Annotated in this window: 13 protein-coding genes and 2 tRNA genes; 6 read left to right on the top strand and 9 right to left on the bottom strand. The window is 69.3% G+C overall.

Translation table 11 applies throughout. The annotated features are described in order from the left end of the window. Positions 1-114 precede the first annotated feature (114 nt). Genes mutA through ACWPOC_RS12990 form a run of 4 tightly spaced genes read left to right on the top strand, consistent with a single transcriptional unit; the run spans position 115 to position 6,017 of the window. Complete coding sequence (gene mutA / locus ACWPOC_RS13005) at positions 115-1,980, top strand: methylmalonyl-CoA mutase small subunit (protein WP_455408792.1); 1,866 nt, start codon at positions 115-117, stop codon at positions 1,978-1,980. Then, entirely contained in the window at positions 1,981-4,227 is a 2,247-nt protein-coding gene (gene scpA / locus ACWPOC_RS13000) for a methylmalonyl-CoA mutase (RefSeq protein ID WP_060653296.1), read from the top strand. It abuts the gene before it with no gap. Between the two features lie 7 nt (positions 4,228-4,234). Beyond that, complete coding sequence (gene meaB / locus ACWPOC_RS12995; RefSeq protein ID WP_455408791.1) at positions 4,235-5,284, top strand: methylmalonyl Co-A mutase-associated GTPase MeaB; 1,050 nt, start codon at positions 4,235-4,237, stop codon at positions 5,282-5,284. A 4-nt stretch (positions 5,285-5,288) separates the two neighbouring features. Continuing rightward, positions 5,289-6,017, top strand: a complete 729-nt coding sequence (locus tag ACWPOC_RS12990) for a lysoplasmalogenase (RefSeq protein WP_455408790.1) — start codon at positions 5,289-5,291, stop codon at positions 6,015-6,017. Here the strand turns inward: ACWPOC_RS12990 and ACWPOC_RS12985 are convergent. The 7 genes from ACWPOC_RS12985 to ACWPOC_RS12955 form a co-directional block, all read right to left on the bottom strand. Next, the gene (locus ACWPOC_RS12985; protein ID WP_455408789.1) at positions 5,957-6,574 is read right to left on the bottom strand and encodes a hypothetical protein; all 618 of its coding nucleotides are present in this window, start codon (positions 6,572-6,574) and stop codon (positions 5,957-5,959) included. The two genes, ACWPOC_RS12990 and ACWPOC_RS12985, sit on opposite strands and share 61 nt — an antisense overlap. A 69-nt stretch (positions 6,575-6,643) precedes the next feature. Further along, complete coding sequence (locus ACWPOC_RS12980; RefSeq protein WP_455408788.1) at positions 6,644-7,222, bottom strand: hypothetical protein; 579 nt, start codon at positions 7,220-7,222, stop codon at positions 6,644-6,646. 19 nt (positions 7,223-7,241) lie between these two features. Next, on the bottom strand, positions 7,242-8,279 hold the full coding sequence (locus ACWPOC_RS12975; protein WP_455408787.1) for a sulfite exporter TauE/SafE family protein: 1,038 nt from the start codon (positions 8,277-8,279) through the stop codon (positions 7,242-7,244). Between the two features lie 293 nt (positions 8,280-8,572). Next, complete coding sequence (locus ACWPOC_RS12970) at positions 8,573-9,808, bottom strand: saccharopine dehydrogenase family protein (RefSeq protein WP_455408786.1); 1,236 nt, start codon at positions 9,806-9,808, stop codon at positions 8,573-8,575. 13 nt (positions 9,809-9,821) lie between these two features. Then, positions 9,822-10,202, bottom strand: a complete 381-nt coding sequence (locus tag ACWPOC_RS12965; RefSeq protein ID WP_120282522.1) for a DUF2784 domain-containing protein — start codon at positions 10,200-10,202, stop codon at positions 9,822-9,824. Between the two features lie 60 nt (positions 10,203-10,262). After that, positions 10,263-10,631: a universal stress protein gene (locus tag ACWPOC_RS12960; protein ID WP_006551545.1), complete on the bottom strand. Its 369-nt coding sequence runs from the start codon at positions 10,629-10,631 to the stop codon at positions 10,263-10,265. A gap of 109 nt (positions 10,632-10,740) precedes the next feature. After that, positions 10,741-12,210, bottom strand: a complete 1,470-nt coding sequence (locus ACWPOC_RS12955; RefSeq protein WP_455408785.1) for an SDR family NAD(P)-dependent oxidoreductase — start codon at positions 12,208-12,210, stop codon at positions 10,741-10,743. 86 nt (positions 12,211-12,296) lie between these two features. On the opposite strand from ACWPOC_RS12955, the gene ACWPOC_RS12950 reads away from it, so the two are divergent. Beyond that, positions 12,297-12,530 (top strand): PLDc N-terminal domain-containing protein, encoded by a 234-nt coding sequence (locus ACWPOC_RS12950; protein ID WP_059381471.1) that lies wholly within the window; start codon positions 12,297-12,299, stop codon positions 12,528-12,530. Between the two features lie 76 nt (positions 12,531-12,606). Here ACWPOC_RS12950 and ACWPOC_RS12945 read toward each other — a convergent pair. Both ACWPOC_RS12945 and ACWPOC_RS12940 read right to left on the bottom strand, forming a co-directional pair. Next, positions 12,607-12,692, bottom strand: a tRNA-Leu gene (locus ACWPOC_RS12945). Between the two features lie 284 nt (positions 12,693-12,976). After that, a tRNA-Leu gene (locus ACWPOC_RS12940) sits at positions 12,977-13,062 on the bottom strand. A gap of 133 nt (positions 13,063-13,195) precedes the next feature. On the opposite strand from ACWPOC_RS12940, the gene ACWPOC_RS12935 reads away from it, so the two are divergent. Beyond that, positions 13,196-14,548, top strand: coding sequence for a M20/M25/M40 family metallo-hydrolase (locus tag ACWPOC_RS12935; RefSeq protein ID WP_455408784.1), 1,353 nt, complete (start codon positions 13,196-13,198; stop codon positions 14,546-14,548). The last annotated feature ends 12 nt before the right edge of the window (positions 14,549-14,560 follow it).

The following is a 14,560-nucleotide window of genomic DNA, read 5'->3' as shown; positions in this document are numbered from 1 at the left end:
GTGTGTGGGGATAGCATCACACCGAAGGCAACCTACCCTTTTCGAGGTTGTCCACCTCCGGCCGACAACGCCGTCCGTACAAAGCCTGCAAACCCGCAGTAGGAGGAATCGCCCGTGTCATTAGCTGCAGAAGCCGAGGATGCCGCGCGCGCATATGCGCAGTGGCAGGACGCGGTGGCGGGGGTGCTGGCCAAGTCCCGACGCGTCGACCCGGCCGAACTCGGACCCGAGCCGCAGCGTCTGCTCGAGACCACGACCTACGACGACGTCACCGTCGCGCCGCTGTACGGCGTGCGCGACGAGCGCGACGAAGCGCCGCTGCCCGGTGAGTTCCCGTTCGTCCGCGGCGGCTCGTCCACGCGCGACGTCAACACCGGCTGGCTCGTCGACGTCCGGTTCACCGGCACCGACGCGGCCTCGGTCAACGAGCGCATCCTCGACGCCCTGAACAACGGTGTCAGCTCGGTGTGGCTCGGTCTCGGCGCCGGCGCGGTCCCCGTGGACGCGCTCGACACCGCGCTGAGCGGTGTGCTCCTCGACCTCGCGCCGGTCCGTCTCGACGCCGGTGCCGATCTGGTCGCAGCGACCACCGCCGTGTACTCCGTGCTCGACAACCGCACCGACATCGAGGACCGCGCCGCCGTGCGCATCTTCCTCGGTGCAGCGCCGCTCACCAGCGCGTTCTCCGAGCGTCCCGACGTGTCTCTCGACGAGGCCGTCGAGCTGGCACGGGCCGCCGCCGACCGCACCGAAGGGGTGCGTGCCCTCACCGTGGACGGCACCGCCTTCCACAACGCCGGTTCGTCCGACGCCGAGGAACTCGGTGCCGCGATCGCCGCCGGCCTCGATTACGTGCGAGCACTCGTCGACGCCGGGGTTCCCGTCGCGGCCGCGCTCGGTCAGCTCGAGTTCCGTCTCGCCGCGACCGACGACCAGTTCCAGACCATCGCGAAGTTCCGCGCGGGTCGTCAGGTGTGGGCGCGCGTCGCCCAGGTCGCCGGTGCCCCCGAGGCCGGCAACGCTCCGCAGCACGCCGTGACCTCCGCGGCGATGATGGCCCAGCGCGATCCGTGGGTGAACATGCTGCGCACGACCCTCGCTGCGTTCGGCGCGGGTGTCGGTGGCGCCGACGCCGTCACGGTCCTGCCGTTCGACTCCGCGCTGCCGGCCGGTGTGCTCGAGGTGTCCGAGGCGTTCTCCGCCCGGATCGCCCGCAACACCCAGCTGCTGCTGCTCGAGGAGTCCAACCTCGGTCGTGTCCTCGATCCCGCCGCCGGTTCCTGGTACGTCGAGGAACTGACCGCGCAGATCGCGGAGAAGGCGTGGGGCTTCTTCCAGGAGATCGAGGCGGCCGGTGGCTACCGCGCCGCTCTCGAGTCGGGGCTGATCGCCGAGCGTGTCGCGCAGACGCGTGCCCGCCGCGAGTCCGACATCGCGCACCGCAAGTTCTCGGTGACCGGTGTCAACGAGTTCCCGAACCTGGCCGAGAAGCCGCTGCCGGTCGGTGTCGCCGAGGCCGGCGCGTCCGCCGCGCGGTATGCCGCACCGTTCGAGGCGCTGCGCGACCGCTCCGACACCTACCTGGCCTCGCACGGTGCCCGCCCGCGGGTGCTGCTCGCCCCGCTCGGGCCGATCGCCGAACACAACGTGCGTGCGACCTTCGCGGCGAACCTGCTCGCCGCCGGTGGAATCGAAGCGGTCAATCCCGGACCGCTCGATCTCGACGCCGACCTGTCGTCCCTGGTGGGAGACACCGGAACGTCCGTCGCCGTGCTGTGCGGCACCGACACCCGCTACGGCGAGCAGGCCGGTACGGCCACCGCTGCGCTGCGTGCGGCGGGGATCACGACGGTGCTGCTGGCCGGACCCGAGAAGGCCGTGAAGGACGCGCAGGGCGACGATCGTCCGGACGGCTTCCTCACCGCGCGCATCGACGCCGTCGCCGCCCTCACCGACCTGCTGAACACTCTGGGAGCGTAAGTGAGCATCGAACACGAAATCGGCAGCTTCGCCGACGTCCCGTTGACGGACCCGGCCGCGCCGGCGCCCACCGCTCCCACCGCGGAGCAGGCCGCCGCGCTCGTCGAGTCCGTCGCCGAGGCGAACAACTACAGCACCGAGGACGTCGTGTGGTCGACGCCCGAGGGCATCGACGTCAAGCCGGTCTACACCAAGGCCGACCGCGACGCCGTCGTCGCCGAGGGCTACCCGCTCGGCAGCTACCCGGGTCTGGCCCCGTTCGTGCGCGGGCCGTACCCGACGATGTACGTGAACCAGCCGTGGACCATCCGGCAGTACGCCGGCTTCTCCACCGCCGCCGAGTCCAACGCCTTCTACCGTCGCAACCTCGCCGCCGGTCAGAAGGGTCTGTCGGTGGCCTTCGACCTGGCCACGCACCGCGGCTACGACTCCGATCACCCGCGTGTGCAGGGTGACGTCGGTATGGCCGGTGTCGCGATCGACTCGATCCTCGACATGCGTCAGCTGTTCGACGGCATCGATCTGTCGCAGGTGTCGGTGTCGATGACCATGAACGGCGCGGTGCTGCCGATCCTGGCACTGTACGTCGTGGCGGCGGAGGAGCAGGGCGTCAAGCCCGAGCAGCTGGCCGGAACCATTCAGAACGACATTCTGAAGGAGTTCATGGTCCGCAACACCTACATCTATCCGCCGAAGCCGTCGATGCGGATCATCTCCGACATCTTCGCGTACACCTCGGCGAAGATGCCGCGCTTCAACTCGATCTCGATCTCCGGCTACCACATCCAGGAAGCCGGCGCGACGGCCGACCTCGAGCTCGCGTACACCCTCGCGGACGGCATGGAGTACATCCGCGCCGGACTCGACGCCGGCATGGACGTCGACAAGTTCGCGCCGCGCCTGTCGTTCTTCTGGGCGATCGGCATGAACTTCTTCATGGAGGTCGCGAAGCTGCGCGCAGGTCGCCTGCTGTGGAGCGAGCTCGTCGAGAAGTTCGGGGCGAAGAACCCGAAGTCGAAGTCGCTGCGTACCCACTCGCAGACCTCCGGCTGGTCGCTCACCGCACAGGACGTCTTCAACAACGTCGCCCGCACGTGCGTCGAGGCGATGGCCGCGACCCAGGGCCATACCCAGTCGCTGCACACCAACGCGCTCGACGAGGCGCTGGCACTGCCCACCGACTTCTCGGCGCGCATCGCCCGCAACACTCAGCTGCTGCTGCAGCAGGAGTCGGGCACCACGCGGCCCATCGACCCGTGGGGCGGCTCGCACTACGTCGAGTGGCTCACCCACGAGCTCGCCAACAAGGCCCGCGCCCACATCGCCGAGGTCGAGGCCGCCGGCGGTATGGCACAGGCCATCTCGGAGGGCATCCCGAAGCTGCGCATCGAGGAGGCGGCCGCCCGCACCCAGGCGCGCATCGACTCGGGTCGCCAGCCCGTCATCGGCGTCAACAAGTACCAGGTGACCGAGGACCACGAGATCGAGGTCCTCAAGGTCGAGAACTCGCGTGTGCGGGCCGAGCAGCTGGCCAAGCTCGAGCAGCTGCGCGCCGACCGCGACGAGGAGGCCACCCGCGCCGCCCTCGACGCGCTCACCCGCGCCGCCGGTGCGCAGAGCCAGGGTCTCGACAACAACCTGCTCGCGCTGGCCATCGACGCGGCCCGCGCGAAGGCCACCGTCGGCGAGATCTCGGACGCCCTGGAGAAGGTCTACGGCCGCCACCAGGCCGAGATCCGTACGATCAGCGGCGTGTACCGCGACGAGGCCGGCAAGGCCACCAACATCACCGCCGCAACCGAACTGGTCGAGAAGTTCGCCGAGGAGGAGGGCCGTCGTCCCCGCATCCTCGTCGCGAAGATGGGCCAGGACGGTCACGACCGAGGCCAGAAGGTGATCGCCACGGCCTTCGCCGACCTCGGATTCGACGTGGACGTGGGACCGCTGTTCCAGACCCCCGAAGAGGTCGCCCAGCAGGCGGCCGACAACGACGTGCACGTCATCGGCGTGTCGTCGTTGGCCGCGGGTCACCTGACGCTGGTCCCTGCCCTCAAGCAGGCACTGGCCGAGGTGGGCCGCGAGGACATCATGATCGTCGTCGGTGGTGTCATCCCGCCGGGTGACTTCGACGAGCTCTACGCGGCGGGTGCGGCGGCGATCTTCCCGCCCGGCACCGTGATCGCGGATGCGGCGACCGGTCTGCTGACCAAGCTCGCCGCGCAGCTCGGCCACCACCTCGGAGGCTGACGTCGGCATGAGCGACTCCTCGGTCGGCGCCGCGCAGCCCCGCCGACGGCAGATCGACGTCGACGCCCTCGCCGAGGCCGTGCTCGCCAACGAGCGGGCCGGCCTCGCACGGGCGATCACATTGATCGAGTCGACCCGCGACGACCATCGGGAGCGGGCGCAGCAGTTGCTGCTGCGCCTGCTCCCGAAGGCGGGCAACGCGATTCGTGTCGGTATCACCGGTGTGCCCGGCGTCGGCAAGTCGACCTTCATCGACGCGCTCGGCATGCATCTGCTCGAGCAGGGGCATCGGGTCGCGGTGCTGGCCGTCGACCCGTCGTCGACCCGCACGGGTGGTTCGATCCTCGGCGACAAGACACGGATGGCGCGGCTCGCGGTGCAGCGGGACGCCTACATCCGCCCGTCGCCCTCGGCCGGCACGCTCGGCGGGGTCGCGAAGGCCACCCGCGAGACGATGGTGCTGCTCGAGGCCGCCGGTTTCGACGTGATCCTCGTCGAGACCGTCGGTGTCGGACAGTCCGAGGTGACCGTCGCGAACATGGTCGACACCTTCTGCTTCCTGACCCTGGCCCGCACCGGCGACCAGTTGCAGGGCATCAAGAAGGGCGTGCTCGAACTCGCCGACCTCGTCGCCGTCAACAAGGCCGACGGAGAGTTCGAACGCGACGCGCGGGTCGCCGCCCGCGAACTCGCCGGCGCGATGCGCATGGTGCATCCGCACGACGCGATCTGGAAGCCGCCGGTGATCACCATGAGCGGCATGACCGGCAACGGTCTGGACACCTTCTGGGACACCGTGCTCGAGCACAAGAAGGTGCTCACCGAGGCGGGCATGTTCGACGAGAACCGGCGCCGCCAGCAGGTGGACTGGACGTGGACGATGGTGCACGACCAGTTGTTGCGCCGTCTCGAGACCTCCCCGCGCGTGCGGGCGATCCGCAAGGACGTCGAGGCTGGGGTACGCGACGGTTCGCTGACCGCCGCGCTCGCCGCGCAACGTCTGCTCGACGCCTTCGACGGGGTGAACGACCCCGGAACGTCCGGCGAGGATTCCTGATCCCATGAGCCGCCGCACGATCGCCGTCACCGTTCTCGGTGCGTTCGCGATCGTCGCGGCGGCTCATCTCGTCTTTCAGGTTCTCGCGCCCGATTCGGCGTTCACCGACGTCTCGCAGTGGTTCCTCATGCCGCTGCTCGCGCTCGGACTCGTTCTCGTCACGTCCGCACCGCGCGACCGGCTGGTCGTGGGCACGCTTGTGGCACTAGGATTCTCGTGGCTGGGGGACACCGCACCCGACCTCGTTGACGGTGATGCCTCGTTCCTGGTGCTGGTGGGTTTCTTCCTGTGCGCCCAGCTCACCTACATCGTCGCGTTCCGGCCGTACCGGAGGTCGAGCGTGGTGCGAACCCGCCCGTGGGTGGTCGGTCTCTACGCTCTCGCGGTCATCGCCATGGTCGCCGTGTGCGCTTCGGCGGCAGGGATTCTCGTCGTTCCGATGGCGATCTACGCGTCGTGTCTGGCGGCGATGGCGGTGCTCGCCACCGGCGTGAACCGGACGGCGGCGGTCGGCGCGATGCTGTTCGTCGTCTCCGATGCGCTCATCGCCGTCCGTGCCTTCGTCGACGCGGATCTGCCTGCCGTGGGGTTGTGGATCATGGCCACCTACATCGCGGCCCAGGCCCTGATCGTGCGCGGTGTGCTCACCGCGCACGATCGGCGCGGACGGGCCTACAGGTCGAGCAGTTCCTTGGCGACGGTCACCGAGGTCGGGGCGTCGAGCGACGGATAGTCGCCCCACTGCCCGCCGGTGATGGACACTTCCACCTCGGGCAGCTGGATCTGGGTGACGGAGACGGCGGCGACCGAGACGGCCTCTCCCATGGTGTAGGCGATGCCGCCGGCGGCTTCGATGTCGGCGTCGGGGAGCAGTTCGAGACCGCCGGTTTCGAGGTCGCTCGCTGCCGGGACGTTGCCGGATCCCGGTGCCAGGACGATCTCCACGGACCGGATCTCGTCGAGGCTCGTGGCGCTGTCCGGGGTCTCCCATGCGCAGTAGACGCTGTACTCGTCCACGCCGCTCGACGAACGCAGGCTCAGGCCTTCGATGTAGGGGGCGACGGCGGGCGCGACATCGTCGCACGAGTCGAAGCGGGCGAGGATGTCGCTGCCGAGGCCGGTCGGTTCGCCGACGGTGTCGGCGTCGAAGGTGGTGTCGGAGGCTGCGGAGTCGGCGTCCGAGGCGGTGTCGGAGGAGGCGTCGTCGCCGGAGGAACACGCTCCGAGGAGCAGGGCGCCGGCGAGGGTCGCGGATGCGACCGCGTATCGGGTCAGATTCACACGGCGCATCGTAGCGTCCGTACGAGTTGTATGTGATCTTGGTTCCGCCCGGGCGGTCGAGGGTCGCGACACCGTGCGTTACAGCCCGAGAAGCTGCTTGGCGACCGCCACGCCGCCCGCCGGATCGAGGACCATCGCGGCGTCGCGCCCGCCGACGGTGATCGACACGGAGGCCTGGGGAAGTTCGACGCCGGTCGCGGTGAAGGCGGTGCCGGCCATGTTGATCGGCATGCTGTGCGCGAATCCGCCGGCTGCTTCGATGGCGGAATCGGGAAGCACCACCAGGCCGGTCTTCGCTGCGGTGGCGGGTGTGACGGTCTCGGGTTCGACGACGACCTCGACGGAACGGAGTCCGGAGGGCGGCTCACCGGCTCCGGCCTCCCACACGCAGTTCACGCGCTGGGGGCTCACGACACCGCCGGGGGCGGGCGTCAGCCCGTCGATGTAGCGCTCGAGGGTCGCGCCGATGGCCTCGCAGCTGGGGAAGTTCTGTGCGATCTTCACCAGATACGGCGATTCGGCGGAGATGGACGTCGAAGAGCCGATATCGGCAGCATTGCGGATGCCGACCGTGGAATCCTCGGCGGAGCAGGCCGTCAGGGCAGCGCCGGCAGTGAGGAAGACGAAGGCACCAGTATGTATTCGCTTTTGTCGCACGCGGGCATAATAGCGATTATCATGCCCCGTCGGGAGTCCGTGGTGACGTGGTGGAATTCAGGCGAGTTTCGTTGTGTCCGGGCACCTCCCGAGGCTCCGGACGGGCCCCGGCGAGAGGCGTCGCGTCGGCACCTTCGAGGAGTGCCGCCGGCGTCGGCTGCGCCAGCGGTTCGAGCGAACCGCTCTTCTCCGCGGGGGTGAGGCGCGAACGCTTCCAGGACACGATCAGCAGGGTGAGCCAGGCAGCGACGATGGCGAGGTAGAGCACCGCCAGCGCCGCGCCGGAGAGGTCGACCGTCTTGGCGAGCTTGTGCGCGTTGGTCAGCACGATGACGCCGCCGACACCGGTACCGAGCAGGGTCGCGGGGACGCGGCTGACCAGCCAGGCCGCGACCGGCGCCGCGAGGGCGCCGCCGAGGGCGAGACCGGCGACGATCACGAGATTGCCGAGCGAGTCGTGGCCGAGCCCGAACAGGAAGCCGACGCTCGCCGCGACCGCGACGAGGAACTCCGACGCGCTCACCGACCCGATCACGGTGCGCGGTGCCGTCTTACCGCGGGAGAGCAGGGTGCTGGTGGTGATCGGTCCCCATCCGCCGCCGCCGCTCGCGTCGATGAAGCCGCCGAAGAAGCCCAGCGGCGACAGGAATTTGGCGGTATGCGGGGAGGTGCGGGCATGGGCGACCGCAGGGGGACGTACCGAGAAGCGCAACGCAACGTACACGCCGATGGCCAGCAGGATTCCGGCGGTCACCGGTTCGGCGGCCTCGGTCGACAGTCCCGACAGCACGGTCGCACCGAGGAAGGCACCGATGGCGCCGGGCACGCCGAGCCGCAGCACGACCTTCCAGTCGATGTTGCGGAACCGCCAGTGCGAGGCGCCGGAGACGAGGGTGGTCCCCACCTCGGCGAGGTGCACGGCGGCGCTCGCGTGCGCCGGACCGACACCGCTGAACAGCAGCAGGGTGGTCGCGGTGACACCGAAGGCCATGCCGAGTGCGCCGTCGACGAGCTGTGCGCCGACACCGACGAGCGTGAAGATGAGCAGATTGAACATGCGTTGGCTCCGAAAGCTGGAAGAACCCGAAAAGTTGGACGAGCGGCGAAGCGCTCAGCAACACTCCCGGGTGCAACACAGACAATCGAAGCAGGCACCGCGACGGGTCGGCCAGAACGGCATGAGCGCGAGACGAGCGGCCGGAGCCATCTCGGTACTCGTCGCAGCCATGGTCACGTCCTCAGGTCTCGTTCCGCGCGCGGATCGTTCGGTCCGGTCGAGCATAGCCCGTCGCGGCGACGGAACCACACTCGGCGGGCCCGGCGCGCCGATCGGACGCGCCGGACGTGAGGTCAGCCGAGGCGGCGCGCGGAGATCTCGAAACCGGCCGCGCGGAGCCGTTCGGTCAGCACGTCCCCGAAGGCCACCGCGGGGGTGAGGACGCCGCCACCGGCGTGCAGGGCCGCGCCACCGAGGGCGAGCGAGAGGGCGGACTCGCCCAGCATCACGGCCGTGGCCTTGTAACCCGGGTCGCCCTGCGCGGAGAACCGCGCGGTGTAGCGGGCTCCCGATTCGGTCGAGGCGTACAGATCCACCGTGAAGTAACCGTTCTCGCGGGTCTTCTCCGACGGTCCCTCACCGGGCGCGGGCAGGAGCTTGTCGAGGACGAACCGCGTGGGCGGGAACGACAGGCCGGCGGCGAGGGCGCCCGTACCGAGTCCGACGAGCCCGGCGAGGACGGGGGAGAGCGGCGAGGAGCCGACACTCATCACCTCCCGGTAGCGGAACCGGCGTCCGTAGGCCCAGTCACGCAGCGCGTTGCTGCGTCGCACGATGCGGGTGTTGTAGGAGGCCATCACGAACGGAGCGAGCCGCCCCGAGATCTCCGGGGCGACGGACTTGCCGTCGACGAACGCGAAGTCGTTCTGGCGACCGAGATCGGGTTCCCGAGTCCGATCGGGGGACAGCGAGTACGGGCGCGCGGCGATCTTCCGGGCCGTGGAATCCTTGCGGACCGCGTCGAGCTGTTGCCGGAGCGAATCGATGGTTCCGCCGCTCACGCCACCGCGGAGAGATCTGAGCACAAAGGTCGTGTCGGTGAGCGGCAGGTTACCGTCGGCCTCCGCGGCGCGGTAGAGAGCATGGACGCCGAGGTCGGACGGGACGGAGTCGAAACCGCACGAGTGGACGATGCGGGCGCCGGTGCGGCGGGCCACGTCGTCGAAGCGGTCGATGCTCTCGCGGTGGAAGAGCACCTCGCCGGTGAGGTCGACGTAGTCGGTGCCGGCCTCGGCGCACGCCTGCACGAGCGGCAGCCCGTACGTGGCGTAGGGGCCGACGGTCGTGATCACCACGCGGGTGGACTCGGCGAGCGCGGTCAGCGAGGCGGGATCGTCGGCGTTCGCCTCGATCAGCGGCCAGTCGGTTCCGAGGTCGGCGGCGAGCTTCTCGAGTTTGGTGCGTGAACGTCCTGCGAGTCCGACGGCGACGCCGTCGGGGAGGTTCTCGGCGAGATAGGCGGCGGTGAGGCGCCCGACGAAGCCGGTGGCGCCGTAGACGACGATGTCGAGATCCCGGGAGACAGTCATGCCCCCACCCTACTCAGGAGTAAGTCTCGGGGGCGACCTTCGTCACACGACTCCGGCGCCACAGCACCACCCACGAGATCAGCACGGCGAGCGCGGCGAGGGCACGGACCGCACCGAGCGCGGACTCCGGGTAGATCACCCCGGTGAGGTAGTGATCGATGAATCCGCTCGGCGGCAGACCTTCCTGGCCGGCCGCGCGGCGTGCCCAGTTCTCCACCGCGGTCAGCGGACAGTCGAACCCCACGGCCACCGAGGCCGCTCCCCACACCACCGCGACGATGTGCGCGACGATCGTGCGGGGCCACCGCCACGCGAGGAAACCACCGAACGCAACGTAGAGCACGAACAGCAGATGCACGAAGGCCGTGAGGTCGGCGACCACCCGGAACGCCATGTGCCCAGGGTAGAACGAACGGCCACGGAACGGACAGGGTTGCCGGAGGGCGGCGGCGGCTCAGCCGGCCTTGATGACCAGCACCGGCACCGACGACTCGGTGATCAGCCGCTGCACCGCCCGCTCGACGAGGAACTTGCCGGTCGCGGTGCGCCCGCGGCTGCCGATGACCACGCGTTCGGCGCCGCTGCGCGCGAGCAGTTCGACGGTCGTGCCGACCGGATCGCCGTCGTGGACGGCCGAGAGCAACTCCCAGCCGTCGGTACCGGCCACCTCGCTCACCTGTGCCCGCACGCCTTCCACCTCATCGGGTTCGTCGAGCGGGTGGAGCACCACCAGCGACTGCTGCCGGTCGGCGGCCTCCCGCACCGCGGCCTGCAGAGCGATCCGGCCTTCGGGGGTATCGGCGTGAACGACAGCGACAGTCATGACTCTCCTCGTGCGGGCCTGCGGGGACGTCCTCCATTATCGCCGCGGCCCGGAGGGCGGGCCACGATCGACGGTGTGGAACCGGTCTCCCCGAATTTCGGGGTCCGGATCACCACGGTGCCGGGCGGAAGTCCTTGAGGAAGCATCCGTACAGGTCCGTGCCGGCCTCGCCCTGGACGATCGGGTCGTAGACGCGGGCCGCGCCGTCCACGAGATCGAGCGGGGCGTGGAATCCCTCCTCGGCCAGCCGCATCTTGGTGTGGTGCGGCCGTTCGTCGGTGATCCACCCGGTGTCGACGGCGGTCATGAGGATGCCGTCGCTGAGCATCTCCTCGGCACTGGTGCGGGTGAGCATGTTCAGCGCGGCCTTGGCCATGTTGGTGTGCGGATGCCCGGCGCCCTTGTAGCGACGACCCGCGAACTGTCCTTCCATCGCCGAGACGTTCACGATGTACTTGCGGCGGGCCGGGGACGCGGCGAGCGCCGGACGCAGACGGTTGACGAGGATGAACGGCGCCACCGAGTTGCACAGCTGCACCTCGAGCAGTTCCAGCGGCTCGACCTCGCCGACGGTCTGCACCCAGCTGTTGGTGTGCACGAGATCCGGCAGCAATCCGCCGGCGTCGACGGCGACCCCGGCCGCGACCCGCTCGGGTGTCGCCGACCCGGCCACCAGTGCCAGCGAGGTCAGCGAATGCGCCGACAACTCGGCCGGCAGCGACCCGGCCAGGGCGGCCGGGTGGGCGTCCGAGGGCTTGCCGAAGGTCAGGACCTCGGGACGCGGTCCGGCGGGCAACGGATCGGCCTCCGCCTCGGCCAGCGCCGAGTAGGCGCCGGGGGAGCGGCGCACAGTCTGCGCGGCGTTGTTGATGAGGATGTCCAGCGGCCCCTGCGCGGCGACGTCGTCGGCGAGGGCGACCACCTGGGCGGGATCACGCAGGTCGATGCCGACGATGCGCAGCCGGTGCAGCCAGTCGCCGCTGTCCTCCATCGCGGTGAAGCGGCGAATCGCGTCGTTGGGGAACCGCGTGGTGACGGTGGTGTGCGCGCCGTCGCGCAGCAACCGCAACGCGATGTACATTCCGATCTTGGCGCGCCCGCCGGTCAGCAGGGCGCGACGACCCTGCAGATCGGTGCGTGCGTCGCGCTTGGCGTGGTTCTCCTCGGCGCAGGTCGGGCACAACTGGTGATAGAAGGCGTCGACCCGGGTGTACTTGTCCTTGCAGATGTAGCAGTGCCGCGGACGCAGCAGCGTTCCCGCGCTCGCGCCGCGAGTCGCCGACGCCAGCGGAAGTCCGGCGGTCTCGTCGTCGATGCGGGTGGGGGAGGCGGTGGCGGTCGCGGACAGCACCTGACGGTCGGCGTCGACGCGTTGCTTGCGGGCCTCGTTGCGGCGCAACCGCTTGAACTTCTTGAACATGTGCCCCACGGCCCGCTGGACGGTGATCGCGTCGGGATGCTCGGCGTCGAGACCCGCCGCCTGGTCGAGCACCCGCAGGCAGGTGGCCAGATCGTCGGGGTCGATGCGGGTGAAGCCGTCGGTGGCGGGCTCGGCGGTGGTGTCGCTGTGGGGGTTCATCTGCCTTTTTCCGTGTGCTGCTGTATGCCCGATCGTATCGGGCAGGATGATCGTGTCCGAATTCCCACGGAAGTACCGGAGGAACGATGAGCCCGAGCTCACCCCTGTCCAAGAAGAAGTTCGCCGAACTGAGCCGCCCCCAGCAGGTTCTGGTGGTCCTGCTCGCAGCGGTGCAGTTGTCGCTCGCCGTCGCGGCCTGGGCCGATCTGGCGAGGCGCCCGGCCGACAAGGTCAACGGCAGCAAGCTGCGCTGGGCGCTGACCATCGCGGTGAACTTCTTCGGCCCGATCCGTTACTTCCGCAAGGGCCGCCGGGACTGAGCGGTCCGCTCGCGCCGACCCCGGACGAACCGAAGGCCCCGAACCGATATCGGTTCGGGGCCTTCGGGTTTCGGAGTGTCCGAGGGGGGACTTGAACCCCCACGTCCGTTAATAGGACACTAGCACCTCAAGCTAGCGCGTCTGCCATTCCGCCACTCGGACCGACGCCCACACGGGGCATGTCGGTAGAACCCGCTCCCGCGGGCGCTGAAGAAACAGTAGCGCATTGGGCGCCCGATCCCCAAAACGGCACTTCAGGCGCGCTCGCGATACTCGACGGGCCGGGCCTCACGCGGATCCGCTCGCTTGTTCGTCATCCGCTACAGCACATTGCCGCAGCGGATGACGAAAACGGTAGCGGTTGTCGCCCGTGCGATCGTCTCCCGACAACGACGAAGGCCCCGAACATGATGTTCGGGGCCTTCGTCGTCTGTCTCGACTCAGAGTGTCCGAGGGGGGATTTGAACCCCCACGTCCGTTAATAGGACACTAGCACCTCAAGCTAGCGCGTCTGCCATTCCGCCACTCGGACCTGATGCTCGCACCCACTCGTCGTGGGCGCTGTGAAAGAGTAACCCACCACGCCCACGGTCCCAAATCGCCACCTCCACCTGCGACGATCCGAACTGTCGAGATGGTGGACGGGCGGTGGTAGACATACGGCCATGGCCATTGACACGAGCGCCCACCAGCCGTCCCGGGCGGAGGAGGAGGTCGTCGACCTCGTCTCCCGCCTCATCCGGTTCGACACCTCGAACACCGGCGAACCCACCACCACCCGCGGCGAACGCGAATGCGCCGAGTGGGTTGCCTCCGTGCTCGAGGAGGTCGGCTACGAGACGACCTACGTCGAATCCGGAGCGCCGGGCCGCGGCAACGTCTTCGCGCGTCTGCCCGGCTCCGACCCGAGCCGCGGTGCCCTCATGCTCCACGGCCACCTCGACGTCGTGCCGGCCGAGGCCGCGGACTGGAGCGTGCACCCGTTCTCCGGGGCCGTCGAGAACGGTTACGTGTGGGGACGCGGCGCGGTCGACATGAAGGACATGGTCGGCATGATGATCGCCGTCGCCCGCTACTTCAAGGTCGAGAACATCGTGCCCCCGCGCGATCTGGTGTTCGCGTTCGTCGCCGACGAGGAGGCCGGAGGCAAGTTCGGTTCGCAGTGGCTGGTCGAGCACCGGCCCGAGCTGTTCGAAGGCGTCACCGAGGCCGTGGGGGAGGTCGGCGGGTTCTCCCTGACCGTGCCGCGTCCCGACGGCACCGAACGGCGTTTGTACATGGTCGAGACGGCCGAGAAGGGCATGCGCTGGATGCGCCTGACTGCAACGGGCGTCGCCGGGCACGGCTCGTTCCTGCACGAGGACAACGCCGTGACCGTCCTCTCCCGCGCGGTGGCGCGGCTCGGCTCCCACACCTTCCCGCTGGTCGTCAACGATTCCGTCGCCGAGTTCCTCTCCGTCGTGAGCGAGGAGACCGGCCTGGACTTCGATCCGGCCTCGCCCGATCTCGAAGGTGCACTCGCCAAGCTCGGTTCGATCGCCCGCATCGTGGGCGCGACCCTGCGCGACACCGCGAACCCCACGATGCTCGACGCCGGATACAAGGCCAATGTCATCCCGCGTACCGCCCACGCCGTCGTCGACTGCCGCATCCTGCCGGGCCGGCTCGCCGAATTCGAACGCACCGTCGACGAGTTGATCGGGCCCAACGTCACCAGAGAGTGGATCACCGGCCTCGAGCCGTACGAGACCACCTTCGACGGCGAGCTCGTAGACGCGATGAACGCCGCGATCCTCGCGCACGACCCGATCGGCCGGACGGTGCCGTACATGCTCTCGGCCGGCACCGACGCCAAGGCGTTCGCCAAGCTCGGCATCCGCTGCTTCGGTTTCGCGCCGCTGCAGTTGCCGCCCGATCTGGACTTCGCCGCGCTGTTCCACGGTGTCGACGAGCGTGTCCCCGTCGACGCACTGCGCTTCGGCACCCGGGTCATGGAACACTTCCTCATGCACGCCTAGAACACTCGAAAC

It is taken from the genome of Rhodococcus sp. 5G237 (assembly GCF_053764735.1).
The sequence above is the reverse complement of the archived record's forward strand: the minus strand, read 5'-3'. Positions and strand labels throughout refer to the sequence as shown.

What these genes read in the sequence shown, in the direction of transcription:
- ACWPOC_RS12965 (WP_120282522.1), bottom strand. Translation starts at nt 10,202, where the DNA reads ATGGCGTTCCGGGTGGTCGCCGACCTCACGGCCTTCGTGCATCTGCTG.
- ACWPOC_RS12970 (WP_455408786.1), bottom strand. Translation starts at nt 9,808, where the DNA reads ATGACTGTCTCCCGGGATCTCGACATCGTCGTCTACGGCGCCACCGGC.
- meaB (WP_455408791.1), top strand. Translation starts at nt 4,235, where the DNA reads ATGAGCGACTCCTCGGTCGGCGCCGCGCAGCCCCGCCGACGGCAGATC.
- ACWPOC_RS12935 (WP_455408784.1), top strand. Translation starts at nt 13,196, where the DNA reads ATGGCCATTGACACGAGCGCCCACCAGCCGTCCCGGGCGGAGGAGGAG.
- ACWPOC_RS12960 (WP_006551545.1), bottom strand. Translation starts at nt 10,631, where the DNA reads ATGACTGTCGCTGTCGTTCACGCCGATACCCCCGAAGGCCGGATCGCT.
- ACWPOC_RS12985 (WP_455408789.1), bottom strand. Translation starts at nt 6,574, where the DNA reads ATGCGCCGTGTGAATCTGACCCGATACGCGGTCGCATCCGCGACCCTC.
- ACWPOC_RS12975 (WP_455408787.1), bottom strand. Translation starts at nt 8,279, where the DNA reads ATGTTCAATCTGCTCATCTTCACGCTCGTCGGTGTCGGCGCACAGCTC.
- ACWPOC_RS12955 (WP_455408785.1), bottom strand. Translation starts at nt 12,210, where the DNA reads ATGAACCCCCACAGCGACACCACCGCCGAGCCCGCCACCGACGGCTTC.
- ACWPOC_RS12990 (WP_455408790.1), top strand. Translation starts at nt 5,289, where the DNA reads ATGAGCCGCCGCACGATCGCCGTCACCGTTCTCGGTGCGTTCGCGATC.
- ACWPOC_RS12950 (WP_059381471.1), top strand. Translation starts at nt 12,297, where the DNA reads ATGAGCCCGAGCTCACCCCTGTCCAAGAAGAAGTTCGCCGAACTGAGC.